The organism is Vibrio fluvialis, from assembly GCF_900460245.1.
Taxonomy (GTDB): Bacteria; Pseudomonadota; Gammaproteobacteria; order Enterobacterales; family Vibrionaceae; genus Vibrio; species Vibrio fluvialis.
This window is the reverse complement of the sequence record NZ_UHIP01000001.1, coordinates 2,284,257-2,299,692: the sequence shown is the minus strand read 5'-3', so window position 1 is coordinate 2,299,692 and position 15,436 is coordinate 2,284,257. Positions and strand designations below refer to the sequence as shown.

Sequence of the window (15,436 nt, the reverse complement as noted above, 5' to 3'; positions counted from 1 at the left end):
AACTACATAAGAAAAGAATCATTGTAGAGGTTGTTATGATACCTGTAGTTGCTCTTGTTGGGCGTCCTAACGTAGGTAAATCGACGCTATTTAACCGACTCACCCGCACACGAGATGCACTGGTAGCGGACTTCCCTGGTTTGACCCGCGACCGCAAATATGGCCAAGCAAAACTTGGCGAACATCAGTTTATCGTTATTGATACCGGCGGTATTGATGGCAGTGAAGAAGGTGTGGAAACCAAAATGGCTGCACAATCGCTGGCGGCGATTGATGAAGCAGATGTGGTGCTGTTTATGGTGGATGGCCGCGCTGGCCTGACGGTTGCGGATGAAGCGATCGCTGACCACCTACGCCGTATCGAGAAGAATACCATTCTGGTCGTGAATAAAGTCGATGGTATCGACGCAGAAGCGGCAAGTGCAGAATTCTGGCAGCTCGGCGTTGATCAAATGTTCCAGATCGCCGCTGCTCATGGCCGTGGTGTCGGTGCTCTGATTGACCGCGCTCTGAATCCGCTTGCAGAACAAATGCAGCAGGAAGAAGCGGCACTGGAAGATCTGACCGACTTCATCGATTCTGAAGAAGAAGAGAAGCTCGATTACACCGAAGAAGAAGCGGAAGAAGCGTACAAGCGTCTGCAGGATCAACCGATCAAGCTGGCGATTATCGGTCGCCCGAACGTAGGTAAATCGACGCTGACTAACCGTATTCTGGGTGAAGAGCGTGTGGTGGTTTACGATATGCCGGGAACCACGCGTGACTCTATCTACATTCCGATGAAGCGTGATGAGCGTGAATACGTGCTGATTGACACGGCAGGTGTTCGTCGTCGTAAGCGTATCAACGAAACCGTTGAAAAGTTCTCAGTGGTTAAAACCCTGAAAGCCGTTGAAGATGCGAACGTGGTGCTGCTGGTTGTCGATGCGCGTGAAAACATCTCTGATCAGGATCTGAGCCTGCTGGGCTTTGCTCTGAATGCGGGCCGTTCAATCGTGATTGCGGTGAACAAGTGGGATGGTCTGGATACAGACGTTAAAGAGCGTGTGAAGAAAGAGCTGGACCGTCGTTTGGGCTTTGTCGACTTCGCTCGTATTCACTTTATCTCAGCATTGCACGGTACGGGTGTTGGTCACTTGTTCGAATCGGTTCAGGAAGCTTACCGCTCTGCAACAACACGTGTGGGCACCTCGGTACTGACTCGTATCATGAAAATGGCGACGGACGATCACCAGCCACCATTGGTACGTGGTCGCCGCGTGAAGCTGAAATACGCGCACGCTGGTGGTTACAACCCGCCAATTATCGTGATTCACGGTAACCAGGTGAATGAACTGCCGGATTCTTACAAACGTTATCTGATGAACTACTACCGTAAGTCATTAGACATCATGGGTACGCCGATTCGTATTCAGTTCCAGAACAGTGAAAACCCATTTGAGGGTAAAACCAATAAGATGACACTGTCTCAGGAACGTAAGCGTAAACGCCTGATGAGCATGGTAAAAGATCGCAGAAAATAACAACAAAGCCCGGGTTTAGCCCGGGCTTTTTGCTATTCTGTGCCCACGAAATTCACTCTGTTTGAGAATTGTTTATGTGTTACACGCCAACGATCGTCACTTTCACTCAGTCCGTATGGACGCTCTCCAGTCAGGTACAGCGGGTTCAGCCGCTAAACAATACATTGTGTGTGGTCACACACAGCACGCCATTTCATCCGGTCAGTCATATTTGGCCCGATCATCCGGCGGATAAAGGAACGTTGACCTCCTCCAAGGGGGAATTTGAGGTGCTAGATTGCCAGGTCGGTGCTATTGAGTTGGAAACCGGCCGCTTAGAGGTTGGGCAGCAGATCCCTGTTAAACGTGATGCGCCTGGATGGGTCTTTGTGGTGGTTCATGTTATCGAGGCTGATTCGACCGCTGTGCTTCCTGGCGAAACGGTAATGCTGGCGGTGAATCAGACTTACCAACAAAGTCTCAGCCGTGGTCACAGTGCGGGGCATTTGGCGTATCTGGCCCTGAATAAAGTCTTGGCAGGCGGTTATTGGCGCAAGGATGCGGATCGCAAAGACCCGCACGGTCACTGTGATTTTAATAGTTACGCACAGGTCACCAGCTTCGTGGCAGAAGATCGCTGTGTTGATACCTACCGACTTGGTAAAACACTCCGTAAAAGGGGTTTAAACAGTGAGGATATGCTGAGAGACCTGTCGAAGATTGAGGAGCAGGTGAACCTTCAGTTAAGGCATTGGCTTCAATTAAGAGCAGACATTACCCTTTCCAGAGAGGCTGACGCTTTGACGGATTCCCGTTATTGGGAGTGTGATTTACAGGAGGGAGCGGTCGCGCGTATCCCTTGTGGCGGAACGCATGCAATGAGTTTAGCTAATTACCAAAGCATCACAGTGATGCTCAAAGTGGTCGATGAGCAACACATTGAAATGCACACTCAAGTAACCCCGTTATCGGAAGAATGATCCTTTTATTAAATTCTTTGTGTTTGGGTTTTTTAATGTCTATTTGGATTTTAAATCTGTTTAAAATTCAAAAACAGGATATGTAACTTATGCTTTCGGTGTGTGGTTATATAAATGTTCTTTTGAGGGTAGATCGCTGAACAGGATGTATAAAGCAGATGATCCGGTATTGATCATTCTAAGAAAATGATAGCAGCACCGGAGCCATAAAGAAGACCGGAATGAACGCGCTGTGATAAAGATCAAAGCAAGAAATGGGCAGATCACAGACCATGAACTGAGCGCAACAATGGAGAGACGTTATGAGTAATCTATGTCCGGCCTGTCAACAAGAGCTGGAATGGGATGGCCAGTATCACTGCACCCATTGCGAAGATCACTACAAGAAAATCGGTTATTGTCCGGATTGTGGTGCAGAGTTGGAAAAGCTGCAGGCATGCGGCGCGGCTAATTATTTTTGTAACAGTTGCAATGAACTGAAATCCAAATCGCGTGTGCGCTTTGAATTTGAAAAGCAGTAATCAATTTACGGTCGAGTGAACGTCGCCATCTGCTAAACGGGTGATCAGTTGATCGCCCGTTTTCACATCCGTCGCTTGTCGAACAATCTTGCCTTGTGCGGTTTGAGTGATCGAATAACCTCGAGAAAGGGTGGCCAGAGGACTTACCGTATCGAGTTTGTCGATAAGGCGGGTAAAACGATGTCGGGACATCACCAACTGACGCTGCATCGCGTCAATCAGATTGCGCTCGCGCAGAGCTAATGTATATCGTTGTTCACGCAACGTCTTCTCTGGAGACAGCAGTTGCAGGCGATGTTGCTGCTTAGCCAGATGCTGGCGAGTGCCATTGAGCTGTTTCTGTACCGCGCGCTCCAGGCGCATGCTCAGCTCATCAAGTTGTTGCTGCTGGCGCTGCAGGCGATACATGGGGTGCTGTTTATCTAAACGGTATTGCAGTTGCTTGAGGCTGACTTTTTGCTCGGCGAAATAGTGGCGCATCGCACTGGCGAGCTTGTGCTCATAGCCCTGAAACGCCTGCTTTTTATGACTGTTGTCACGACTAACGAGTTCAGCCGCCGCTGAAGGCGTCGGTGCGCGTACATCAGCCACAAAGTCGGCAATGGTAACATCGATTTCGTGCCCGACGGCACTGATGATCGGGATCTGACTGGCTGCAATAGTGCGCGCGACAATCTCATGGTTAAAGCACCACAGATCTTCTAAAGAACCTCCGCCGCGGCCGACGATCAACACATCACACTCTTCACGTGCGTTGGCGCGTCCAATCGCTTGGGCGATCTGAATCGCGGCGTCTTCACCCTGAACCAGAGTAGGATAAATAATGATTGGCAAGCTGGGATCGCGGCGTTTGAGTACTTGCAGAATATCGTGCAGGGCAGCGCCGGTTTTAGAGGTAATAATGCCGACGCAACGTGGATGCTCTGGTAGCGGCTTTTTCAACGTCTGGGCAAACAGACCTTCTGCGGCCAGTTGCATCTTCAGCTGATCAAATTCCTGCTGCAGGCGACCATCTCCCTCTGGCTGCATGCTTTCAATGATGATTTGGTAATCACCACGCGGCTCATACAGCGATAAGCGCGCTTTAACCAACACTTGCTGACCATTTTGCGGCTTAAAGCGAACCAAACGGTTACTGCCTTTGAACATCGCACATTTAACTTGTGCGCGGGAATCTTTGAGGGTCAGGTACCAGTGACCAGAGACAGGAGCGGAGAAGTTTGAGATCTCACCAAGCAACCACACAATGCCCATTTCATTTTCCAGTAATAACCGGACTTCAGCATTGAGACGGGAAACGGTATAGATGTTTGGATTGGTCAAAGAAGGCTCGCTAATTTGCTCAGACGTGAGTATGGAAATTAGCGGCAATATAATACATATCAAGGGGGTAATTGCAAATAAAAAATAAAAAAATGAGTGGTCAAGCGATTGCTCTGGGCGTATAATCCGTCCGCAATATCTAATCCAAATGCAGCACGCCTGCACTCATTATGCGAAACGATGAGGCTTGGATTGTTCTTTTTACTCCTTATATTGTGAGATATTGCAAATGCTAAGAATTGCCAAAGAAGCGCTGACATTCGATGACGTCCTACTGGTGCCAGCACACTCCACCGTTCTCCCAAATACCGCTGATCTTCGCACTCAGCTGACGAAAAACATCCAACTGAACATCCCAATGATCTCTGCGTCGATGGATACCGTGACGGAAGCCCGTCTGGCTATCGCTCTGGCTCAGGAAGGTGGCATTGGCTTTATCCACAAGAACATGTCTATCGAGCAGCAAGCTGCCGAAGTTCGTCAGGTGAAGAAATTCGAAGCTGGCGTAGTTACCGACCCTGTCACTGTTAGCCCGGATGCAACCATTGCTGATGTGATTGCCCTGACTGAAAAGCATGGCTTTGCTGGCTTCCCAGTGGTAACGGAAAGCAACGAACTGGTGGGTATCATCACTGGTCGTGATGTTCGTTTTGTAACAGACCTATCTAAGAAAGTTTCAGCAGTGATGACTCCGAAAGAGCGTCTGGCTGAGGTAAAAGAAGGCGCAACTCGCGCTGAAGTTCAAGAAAAAATGCACGAAGCGCGTGTTGAGAAAGTACTGGTTGTGAATGATGAGTTCCAACTGACCGGTATGATCACTGCGAAAGACTTCCACAAAGCTGAACGTAAACCAAATGCATGTAAAGATGCGCGTGGCCGCCTACGTGTAGGTGCTGCGGTTGGTGCTGGCGCAGGTAACGAAGCGCGTGTTGCTGCTCTGGTTGAAGCTGGCGTTGACGTTCTACTTATTGACTCTTCACACGGTCACTCTGAAGGTGTACTAAACCGTATTCGCGAAACACGCGCAGCGTACCCAGATCTCGATATCATCGGCGGCAACGTCGCAACTGGCGCAGGTGCTAAAGCACTGATCGAAGCGGGTGTCAGTGCTGTTAAAGTGGGTATCGGCCCTGGCTCTATCTGTACGACTCGCATCGTGACTGGTGTTGGTGTACCGCAAATTACCGCGATTTCTGATGCTGCTGAAGTAGCGAATCAATACGGTATTCCAGTGATTGCTGACGGCGGTATCCGTTTCTCTGGCGATATTTGTAAAGCGATTGCCGCAGGTGCATCTTGCGTGATGGTTGGCTCAATGTTTGCGGGTACTGAAGAAGCACCTGGCGAAGTGATTCTGTACAACGGTCGTTCGTACAAAGCATACCGTGGTATGGGTTCTCTGGGCGCGATGTCTCAAGGTTCTTCTGATCGCTACTTCCAATCTGATAACGCAGCGGACAAGTTGGTTCCTGAAGGTATCGAAGGCCGTATCGCATATAAAGGTCGTCTGAAAGAGATCGTTCATCAACAGATGGGTGGTTTACGTTCAAGCATGGGTCTGACCGGTTCAGCGACGATTGAAGATATGCGTACTAAAGCAGAATTTGTACGTATCTCTGGCGCTGGTATGGCAGAGTCTCACGTACACGACGTTCAAATCACGAAAGAAGCACCAAACTATCGTTTGGGTTAATCAACGTAGCGTCGATTTTTCTCTGACGAGAAAACAACGTAAACGTTTGCTTTTTCCTTGAAGCATTAATAAGAGGCGAGTACACTCGCCTCCGTTTTAATAACCTAGCTTATAAGACTGCTCAAAATGACTAAAAACATTCATGACCAACGTATTCTGATCCTGGACTTCGGTTCTCAGTACACTCAGCTGGTAGCACGCCGTGTACGTGAAATCGGTGTTTACTGTGAACTGTGGAGCTGGGATGTCGAAGAAGCGGATATTCGTGAATTCAATCCAGATGGCATCATCTTGTCTGGTGGCCCTGAAAGCGTTACTGAACTGAACTCACCTCGTGCACCACAATACGTTTTTGACTCTGGCGTACCAGTACTGGGCGTATGTTACGGCATGCAAACCATGGCGGAACAACTGGGCGGTAAAGTTGCGGGTTCAGACGAGCGCGAATTCGGTTATGCGCAGGTTAAAGTTTCTGGTGAATCATCTCTGTTCAAAGATCTAGATGCACTGCAAGACGTTTGGATGAGCCACGGTGACAAAGTGGTTGAGATCCCAGCAGACTTCGTGAAAGTCGGTGAGACGGACACTTGTCCTTATGCTGCGATGGCGAACGAAGAGAAGAAATACTTCGGCGTACAGTTCCACCCAGAAGTTACTCACACCAAACACGGTAAAGAGATGCTGGAGAACTTCGTTCTTGGCGTTTGTGGTTGTGAGCGTCTGTGGACGTCGGAATCGATCATCGAAGATGCAGTCGCTCGTATTAAAGAGCAAGTAGGCGACGATGAAGTGATCCTTGGCCTATCTGGCGGTGTGGACTCTTCAGTTGTAGCTATGCTGGTTCACCGTGCAATCGGTGACAAGCTGACTTGTGTGTTCGTTGATAACGGTCTGCTACGCCTGAATGAAGGTCAGCAAGTGATGGACATGTTCGGCGATAAATTCGGTCTGAACATCATCAAAGTTGACGCAGAAGATCGCTTCCTTGATGCGCTGAAAGGCAAGTCTGATCCAGAAGATAAACGTAAAACTATCGGCCACGTCTTCGTCGATGTATTCGATGAAGAATCGAAGAAGCTGAAAAACGCGAAATGGCTGGCTCAGGGTACGATTTACCCAGACGTTATTGAGTCTGCAGCATCGAAAACCGGTAAAGCGCACGTGATTAAATCGCATCACAACGTGGGCGGTCTGCCAGAAGACATGGAAATGGGTCTGGTTGAGCCACTGCGCGAGCTGTTTAAAGACGAAGTCCGTAAGATTGGCCTAGAGCTCGGTCTGCCGTACAACATGCTTTACCGTCACCCATTCCCGGGTCCTGGTCTGGGCGTTCGTGTTCTTGGTGAAATCAAGAAAGAATACTGTGACCTGCTACGTCGCGCAGACGCTATCTTCATTGAAGAGCTTCACGCTGCCGACCTGTACGACAAAGTGTCTCAAGCATTCACTGTATTCCTGCCAGTACGCTCTGTGGGCGTAATGGGCGATGGCCGTAAGTACGATTGGGTTGTTTCTCTGCGTGCAGTAGAAACCATCGACTTCATGACTGCGCATTGGGCACACCTGCCTTACGATTTCTTGGGTAAAGTGTCTAACCGCATCATCAACGAAGTGAACGGCATTTCTCGCGTGGTTTACGATATTTCTGGTAAGCCGCCAGCAACTATCGAGTGGGAATAATCCCTGTGCGATAGCAAGCCAACTTAATAAAAAGCCCCGGATGTATTCCGGGGCTTTTTTATGTCTATCTAAAGCCGAACTTTTTAGCGCAGTTAGCAGTTAATTTGCCAAGCATCAGTAACGCATCGTTTGGTTGACGAAGTGACTCGCAAAACCATATTTTCTGACCGACTTCTGCTATTCAATCCCACTACGGATACTTACGCTCTTGCTTGTGATGTGCAATCTGGAAGGAAGCGTAACATGTTAACGCCAAGCAAACTGACCCTGATCGCAGGGTGTCTTTTTACAGCCTGTGGTCAGGCGTCGATGACGATAGAACCCGATCCCAATAACCCCAATGGCTACTTAGTGTCGCGGGTAGAGTTGAACGCCGCAGAGCAGGCTAAAACGGCAAACCCGATGTACGCCATTTGGGCCAAAGCTTTACAGACTCAGCCCAATAGCGTCGTTGAAGCCATTGAACCCGGTTTGGCGAGCAACCCGGGTAACGTACAACGGGTTGAGCGCATGTTTCCGCAAAGTGAATGGGATTATCTGACACATATGGCGGCACCGGAATATACCTACACACGTTTTCTGCGCGCGATTGGTAAGTTTCCTGCCTTTTGTGGAGACTACACAGATGGACGTGATGCTGACGCCATCTGTAAGAAGTCGATTGTGACGGCGTTCGCCCATTTCTCTCAAGAAACCGGAGGCCATATCGCCAAAGATAATGTATCGGATAACCCGCTGGCACTGGAAGAGTGGCAGCAGGCGTTGGTGCATGTGCGTGAAATGGGCTGGTCAGAGGGGCAGGAGGGCTATACCACCGGATGCGGACAGAACGACTGGCAAAATGCCCGTTGGCCATGTGCCGCCGGACAGGGCTATTTTGGCCGTGGCGCGAAGCAGCTCTCTTATCACTTCAACTATGGAGCTTTCTCCGAAGCCATGTTCGATGGCGATGCGACGGTGCTGTTGAATAACCCGGGGCTGGTGGCTGATTCGTGGCTGAACCTGGCGTCGGCTATCTGGTTTTTCCTCACGCCTCAGGCACCAAAACCTGCGATGTTGCACGTGATTGATCGTACCTGGGTACCATCGCAACGAGAAATTGATGCAGGTATTGGCTACGGTTTTGGCACAACAATCAATGTGATCAATGGGGGGATTGAATGTGGTGAGCAGAATAAAGACAAAGGCCAGCCCGTCAACCGTATTCGCTACTGGGAAGGGCTCGCCGAACATTATCAAATTCCACAGCAACCTGATGAGAAAAACACCTGCTGGCAACAAACGCCGTATGGCAGCCTCAACCTTAACGGCGCGACTGACGTGCTGTATACCAACTGGGATGGCAACTGGAAGTACTATCCGGATCGCCCTGGCGGTTATTCGTTTGAGTGTGAACTGGTGGGCTTTCAGACCGCTTATTCCGCGTTGGTTGAAAGCGATTACGAGAAATGTGTTACTAACTTCTATGGTTCACACGCCAACTGGCCTCAGGTACGTGTGGTTGAGAAACTTGAACCTTCTGACCCGGGAACCGATCCGGGCAGCAATGTGTGGGATAAAAATGCGGTTTATAACGCTGGTGATCAAGTGGTGTGGAATGGGGCAACTTATGAAGCAAAATGGTGGACTCAAGGAGACGATCCCGCCAATGGAGGGCCTTGGTTATTAGTCAGTGGAACACAACCGACACCAGAACCAACGCCGGAACCTGCGCCAACTCCCGAGCCACAACCCACTCCGGATCTTGTACCTGATACAGGCAGTTTTCTCGAGTGGCAACCGGGAGTCTCTCAGGTCGCTAACGGCGATAAAGTGACTTACAACGGGCGCTGCTTCATTGCGAAAAACGGCCCGGGAGTGTGGGAAACGCCAGTGCAATCCAACTGGTTCTGGGACGAAATTTCCTGCCAGTAAAAAATATTTTTCTTTCTTCAATGGCCTTTCTGCAACGAAAGGCCTTTTTGTTTTTTAAAAGTTATTATTTATCAGTTGATTGGCGTTATCTATCGTGAGTAATTGTTTTTGTGTTATTTATGGGAACTAAGTTTTCATTTTTGAGTTCTATCTTTTTGTATAGGGGTTATTAAAATCCGCGCGTATTTTTTATCAACATTTTTTAATTTTAAGGTAACTTGAATGTCTACTAAATTAGCCAACCCAGCACCACTCGGTCTAATGGGTTTCGGTATGACGACAATTCTGCTGAATATCCACAACGCAGGTTTCTTCCCGCTTGATTCGATGATTCTTGCTATGGGTATTTTCTACGGTGGTCTGAGCCAAGTGATTGTAGGCATCATGTGCTTTAAACGTGGTGATACTTTCGGTACGACAGCGTTCACTTCTTACGGTCTGTTTTGGCTGACTCTGGTTGGTCTGATCGTGATGCCAAAAATGGGTCTGCCTGCTAGCCCGGCTCCATTCATGGGTTGGTACCTTGCGTTGTGGGGCATCTTCACAGGCTTCATGTTCATCGGTTCGCTGTGCTACCCAGTAGCAAAACAGGTGGTATTCGGTTCTCTGACTATCCTGTTCGCTCTGCTGGCTATCCGTGACTTCACTGGTAGCGAGTTCATTGGCATGATTGCTGGTTTCGAAGGTATCTTCTGTGGCGCGAGCGCAGTGTACTTCGCAATGGCTCAAGTTCTGAACAACGAATACGGTCGCGTTATTCTGCCAATCGGCGAGAAGAAAAAAGCCGTTCCTGCTGCACAGGAAATCGCTGCGTAATTTAACGCATCGCAAAGAAGGCTGGCCATGTGCCGGCCTTTTTTATTGTCTGAAGTTAAGCCCTTAATAAAAATCTGGTTGTTTCGATGTGAAGAGCTGAGTTAGCTTAGTTGGTGATATTTAAAACACTATAACAAAGCAATACACAACAGGAATGTATAACCATGTTAAGGACAATCACTCAACTCTTTCCTCTCTGGGCAGTGCTGTTTTCACTCTGCGCTTACTTTTTCCCTTCCGTTTTTGTCGATTTGAAAAGTCAGATCGTACCGCTGCTGACCATTATCATGTTGGCGATGGGGCTGACGCTCAAACCCAAAGATTTTCTCAATGTCGTTACCAATAAAAAAGCGATTGGTATCGGCCTGATTCTGCAGTTTTCCGTGATGCCGCTGGCTGCGCTCTTGGTGAGTTTATTACTCGGCTTCGATCCAATGCTGACGATCGGCATGGTGCTGGTGGGCAGTGTCGCGGGCGGCACCTCTTCTAACGTAATGTGCTATCTGGCGAAAGGGGACGTTGCACTGTCGATCACCATGACATCCATTTCAACATTATTGGGTGTGGTACTGACGCCTCTGTTGGTGAAGTTGCTCGCTGGACAAAGTGTCGATGTGCCAGCGATGAGCATGTTGATGAGTTTGGTTAAGATCGTGCTTGTGCCTGTGAGTATTGGCTTGCTGTGTAATGTGTTGCTGCATTCGGTGACTGAGAAGCTGGAGCCTGTTTTGCCGCTGATCTCCATGGTTGCGATTGTCATGATCATTGCGATTGTAGTAGCACTTAATGCGAGCCAACTGGCGACGATTGGGCCTATCGTAGCGCTGGCGGTCATTCTGCATAACAGTATTGGTCTTGCTTCCGGTTACTGGATCTGTCGTGCACTGGGCTTTAACGAAAGCATTTGTCGTACGGTGGCCTTTGAAGTGGGTTTGCAAAACTCAGGCTTAGCGACCGCGTTGGCGATGAAGTTTTTCACTCCGGCTTCGGCCGTTGCCGGGACGATTTTCTCCATCTGGCATAATTTGTCGGGCTCTCTGTTAGCAGGTTACTGGGCGAAGCGTCCGTTAAAAGGTGGGACAGCCATCAAGGCTGAAGTCACTCAATAACCCGGTCCAACTTTGGCGAGCTATGTAAAAGGAGACGTATGTCTCCTTTTTTGTTTCTCTTTTTTTAAGCCTATAGCTTTTAGTTTGCCGATTCGAATCATTCCCAAGGGCTCACGACATCGGGGGTTTCTAGGCTCTTGCACTATTGCTTTCCTCTATGCTCTTCTCTTTTAGGCTTACTTTCTAGCTAGCTGCACATAAACGGCGCACGTTGCTGAATGCTTGGGCAAATCGTCGAGTTGGAAACTTAACCTAAAGTTTTGTGGATTACTTTTGGTTTCTTAGTGATTGAATGGCAATGGCTATTATCTAATCAGTCGATAGCGAATGAATCGCGATCATTGTAAGGAAGGGAAACCATGAGCAGCACACTTTCTGGCTCAGTGAGCCAAGACCTGACGTCCGTCTCCACCGCTCCTGTGAAGCCGCTGAGTTCACGCAAAGCGATTGTCGCCATTTCACTGGGCAATGGGCTCGAGATGTACGATTTCACGGTCTACAGTTTTTTTGCCGTCATTATCGGCGAACTGTTTTTCAATGTCGGAGGTTCGGCTGCCGGATTGTTGCTGTCGTTGGCAACATTCGGTGTCGGTTTTGTCATGCGTCCGCTTGGCGCGGTATTGATTGGTAACTATGCCGATAAACATGGCCGCAAGGCGGCGCTGACTCTGACCATCGCGCTGATGACCATTGGTACAGGCATGATCGCGTTAACGCCGACTTACGAAAGCATCGGTATTGCCGCCACGGTGATGCTGGTGGTTGGCCGTTTGTTGCAGGGGCTCTCAGCTGGTGGCGAAATCGGCGCGGCATCGGCTGCTCTGATGGAATCGGATAACTATAAGCGTCGCTGCTATATGGTGAGCTGGCAACTGGCGAGCCAAGGCGCCGCGGCGCTGGTGGGCGCAATGATCGGTTTTGCGATCAATGGCTTACTCACTCCGGATCAAGTGCATAGCTGGGGGTGGCATATTCCGTTCGTACTTGGTTTGTTAATTGGCCCCGTTGGCTGGTATATCCGCCGCCATCTGGATGAACCGCACCAAGCACAGACCGCTGTCGAAGAGACGCCGTTTAAAACCGTGCTGTCGAAACAAGGGCGCACCGTACTGATCGGCATGCTGATGATCTGGGGCGCAACCGCATCGATGTATATCGAAGTATTTTACATGCCTACTTACCTGATTAAAGAGTTGGGATATGCCCCCACGACGGCTTTTGCTGTCGCGGTGCTGGCGGGTTTTATGCTGATGGTGTTAATGCCGATTATGGGGAAATGGGCGGATGGGCTCGGAAGCCGCAAAGTGCTGCCGCTGATTGGTATGCTGAGCGCATTCGTCTGTATCTATCCTGCATTCACTCTGCTTGGCGGCGAAGCATCGCTTGTCAAAGCGCTCTTCATTATCGGTGCTCTGATTGCCTTGTTTGCGCTCTCCAATGCCTCGCTACTGGTACTGATCATGGAAGCTTTTGCTCAGCAATATCGTGCCAGCGGCATTTCGATGATTTACGGATTTGGAGTGACGGTGTTTGGCGGTTTCACGCCGCTGCTGGTGGCCAGCCTGATTGAATGGAGCGGCAACAAAATGGCGCCGGCATTCTATCTGATGGTAGCCGTCGCCGTCAGCTCCCTGGCCATCTGGCGTTTTCCAACCCGTGCACCGCAACAACACTGATCGCTTGATAAGGAATTAATGATGACTATACCTGCTTCTTCACTGCTTAATAACGCTGACTTTGTCCAAAGTTGTGAGCAGTTTATTCAGACGCGCCATTCCATTCATGCCCATCCGGAGCTGGGTTCTGAGGTACCGAATACCGCGCAACTCGTCGCCAAGTTACTGCAAGAGTGGGGGTATGAAACACATACTCAGGTCGGCGGACACGGCGTGGTTGGCGTAATTAAGCATGGCAGTTCGGAGCGTTCCATCGGTATTCGTGCGGATATGGATGCGCTGCCAATTCAGGAAAATACCGGTTTACCTTATGCCAGTACTATTGATGGGCGCATGCATGCCTGCGGGCACGATGGTCACACGGCTATTTTGCTTGCTGCGGCGCACTATCTGGCGCAGCATAAACCGTTTGATGGCACCGTGAATCTGATCTTTCAGCCTGATGAAGAAGGCCTTTCCGGCGCTCAGGCCATGATTGATGACGGTCTGTTTGAGCGTTTCCCGTGCGATGCGATTTTTGCGCTGCACAATATGCCGGGCAAAGAAGTGGGGCTGGCCGACGTACGCAGCGGAATTTTCAGCGCTTCGTCGGACAAAGTCACCATTCGCCTGACGGGCAAAGGCGGGCATGCGGCTTTGCCGCATCTCTCTGCTGATGTGACGATCGCCATTGGTCATATCATTCTCGGTTTACAGAGCATTGTGTCGCGCAACATCTCTCCGAGCGATCAGAGCATTGTCAGCATTGGCCAGATCCAGGCCGGAACTACACCGAATGTGATTCCCAATGATGCGATGATGACCTTATCGGTACGCAACTTTAGCCAGCAGAATCAGGATTTGATTGAGCGGCGAATTCGCGAGATCGTGGCGGGACAGTGCCGTGCATTTGGCATTCAGGGCGAGGTCGAATATCTGCGTCAGGTTCCGTCGATTTTCAACGCTGCGGCAGAGACGCGCTGGGCGCGCAAGGCCGTACAAGCCGTGCTGGGGGAAGAGAATGTGGCAGGGGAAGATACTCAGCCGATCACTGGCAGTGAAGATTTTGCCTGGATGCTCCAACAGCGACCAGGGTGTTATTTCACATTGGCGAACGGCTTGGGCGAATGGCACGGCTGCTCGGTGCATAACCCGGGATACGACTTCAATGATCGCTTAGTGACGATTGGCGCGGCATGTTGGGTTCAGTTAGTGAGCAATTACTTAGCTAAAAGCTAAAATTAGTGCACTGTGGCTTTGCGAGCGGCACGCGAAAAGGTATATATAGCGACATGAAACTACATCAAATCAAAGCCTTTTTGGCCGTCAGTCAGGCAGGAAGCCTGAAAACGGCAGCCGAGCAGTTGCATCTGACTCAGCCTGCTCTCAGCAAAGCCATCAAAGAACTGGAACAGCAGTACGGTGTTGCGCTGTTTGAACGCAGTGCCAGCGGTTTAACCCTCACGCCGTACGGTGAACGGTTATTGGGTTACGCGCGAATGATGAATGAAACCGCGCGGCGTGCCAAACAGGACATCGATACCATGCGTGGTATTTCCAGTTGTCTGGTTACGGTGGGCGTAACGCCGATTGCCTCGTTGATCAAATCGCTGACGACCAGCCTCAACGAGTTCATGCGTCGTCATCCGGAAGTGACCCTGAGAATTGTCGAATTAAGACCAGCTCCGTTGCTGGAACAGATTCGTCAGGGTGGGGTCGATTTCGCCATTACGTCGCAGATCCCAGTGATTGACAGTGCGCTTGACTGGCAGGCTATCTGCCGCATTCCCAATGTTGTCGTCACGCGCAAATCGCATCCGCTGTGCAATACGCGTTCACTGCGTGCTCTGCATCAAAGTGAGTGGGTGACGCTGGATGCGCCGGATGACCCTAACACATACCACTATCAGTTGTTTGCGGTGAACGGTTTACCGATTCCGTCGAGGATCCGTGAATGCACGTCGATGACATTGGCCCGCTCGCTGATTCAGACGGCGGATTTGGCGGCGCTGTTTTCGACGGAGTCGCTGGAACTGGATTACATTAAGAACGAATTTGCGGTCGTCCCCCTTCTGGACAACATTCCCGACAGCGTGATCTCTGTTGTGCGGCCTAAGCGCGATATCATGACACAAAGCGCGATGGAGCTGTTTGAGCGAATACTGCAGGACATGCGCGATATCTATCCGGAGTTTCAATAGCGACGGTCGGGTGGCAAGGCCATGCGAATAAAAAAAGGGCCA

The 15,436-nt window shown here is 50.0% G+C and carries 12 protein-coding genes; 11 read left to right on the top strand and 1 reads right to left on the bottom strand.

All coding sequences use genetic code 11. The annotated features are described in order from the left end of the window. The first annotated feature begins 35 nt into the window (after positions 1-35). From der to DYA43_RS10760, 3 genes are all read left to right on the top strand, one after another. Positions 36-1,523, top strand: coding sequence for a ribosome biogenesis GTPase Der (gene der / locus DYA43_RS10770; protein ID WP_061056813.1), 1,488 nt, complete (start codon positions 36-38; stop codon positions 1,521-1,523). A gap of 74 nt (positions 1,524-1,597) precedes the next feature. Next, positions 1,598-2,482, top strand: a complete 885-nt coding sequence (locus DYA43_RS10765; protein ID WP_061056812.1) for a hypothetical protein — start codon at positions 1,598-1,600, stop codon at positions 2,480-2,482. Between the two features lie 302 nt (positions 2,483-2,784). Beyond that, entirely contained in the window at positions 2,785-3,003 is a 219-nt protein-coding gene (locus DYA43_RS10760) for a zinc ribbon domain-containing protein (RefSeq protein WP_020328153.1), read from the top strand. Here DYA43_RS10760 and xseA read toward each other — a convergent pair whose 3' ends face one another. Next, a complete protein-coding gene (gene xseA, locus DYA43_RS10755) occupies positions 3,004-4,341 on the bottom strand; it encodes an exodeoxyribonuclease VII large subunit (RefSeq protein ID WP_172465297.1) in 1,338 nt (445 codons plus the stop codon). Positions 4,342-4,555: 214 nt separating this feature from the next. Here xseA and guaB point away from each other — a divergent pair, with 214 nt between their 5' ends. The 8 genes from guaB to DYA43_RS10715 all read left to right on the top strand — a co-directional run bounded on the left by guaB (position 4,556) and on the right by DYA43_RS10715 (position 15,394). Next, positions 4,556-6,019: an IMP dehydrogenase gene (gene guaB / locus DYA43_RS10750; RefSeq protein WP_020328151.1), complete on the top strand. Its 1,464-nt coding sequence runs from the start codon at positions 4,556-4,558 to the stop codon at positions 6,017-6,019. Positions 6,020-6,145: 126 nt separating this feature from the next. Then, positions 6,146-7,699: a glutamine-hydrolyzing GMP synthase gene (gene guaA, locus DYA43_RS10745; protein ID WP_020328150.1), complete on the top strand. Its 1,554-nt coding sequence runs from the start codon at positions 6,146-6,148 to the stop codon at positions 7,697-7,699. A gap of 243 nt (positions 7,700-7,942) precedes the next feature. Further along, positions 7,943-9,613, top strand: a complete 1,671-nt coding sequence (locus tag DYA43_RS10740) for a chitinase (protein ID WP_061056810.1) — start codon at positions 7,943-7,945, stop codon at positions 9,611-9,613. A gap of 222 nt (positions 9,614-9,835) precedes the next feature. After that, entirely contained in the window at positions 9,836-10,429 is a 594-nt protein-coding gene (locus DYA43_RS10735; protein WP_020328148.1) for an acetate uptake transporter, read from the top strand. A 164-nt stretch (positions 10,430-10,593) separates the two neighbouring features. Continuing rightward, entirely contained in the window at positions 10,594-11,538 is a 945-nt protein-coding gene (locus DYA43_RS10730; RefSeq protein ID WP_020328146.1) for a bile acid:sodium symporter family protein, read from the top strand. Positions 11,539-11,897: 359 nt separating this feature from the next. Then, entirely contained in the window at positions 11,898-13,214 is a 1,317-nt protein-coding gene (locus DYA43_RS10725; protein WP_061056809.1) for an MFS transporter, read from the top strand. 18 nt (positions 13,215-13,232) lie between these two features. After that, positions 13,233-14,432 (top strand): M20 aminoacylase family protein, encoded by a 1,200-nt coding sequence (locus DYA43_RS10720; protein WP_061056808.1) that lies wholly within the window; start codon positions 13,233-13,235, stop codon positions 14,430-14,432. 53 nt (positions 14,433-14,485) lie between these two features. Then, on the top strand, positions 14,486-15,394 hold the full coding sequence (locus DYA43_RS10715) for a LysR family transcriptional regulator (protein ID WP_047457677.1): 909 nt from the start codon (positions 14,486-14,488) through the stop codon (positions 15,392-15,394). Positions 15,395-15,436: the final 42 nt, after the last annotated feature.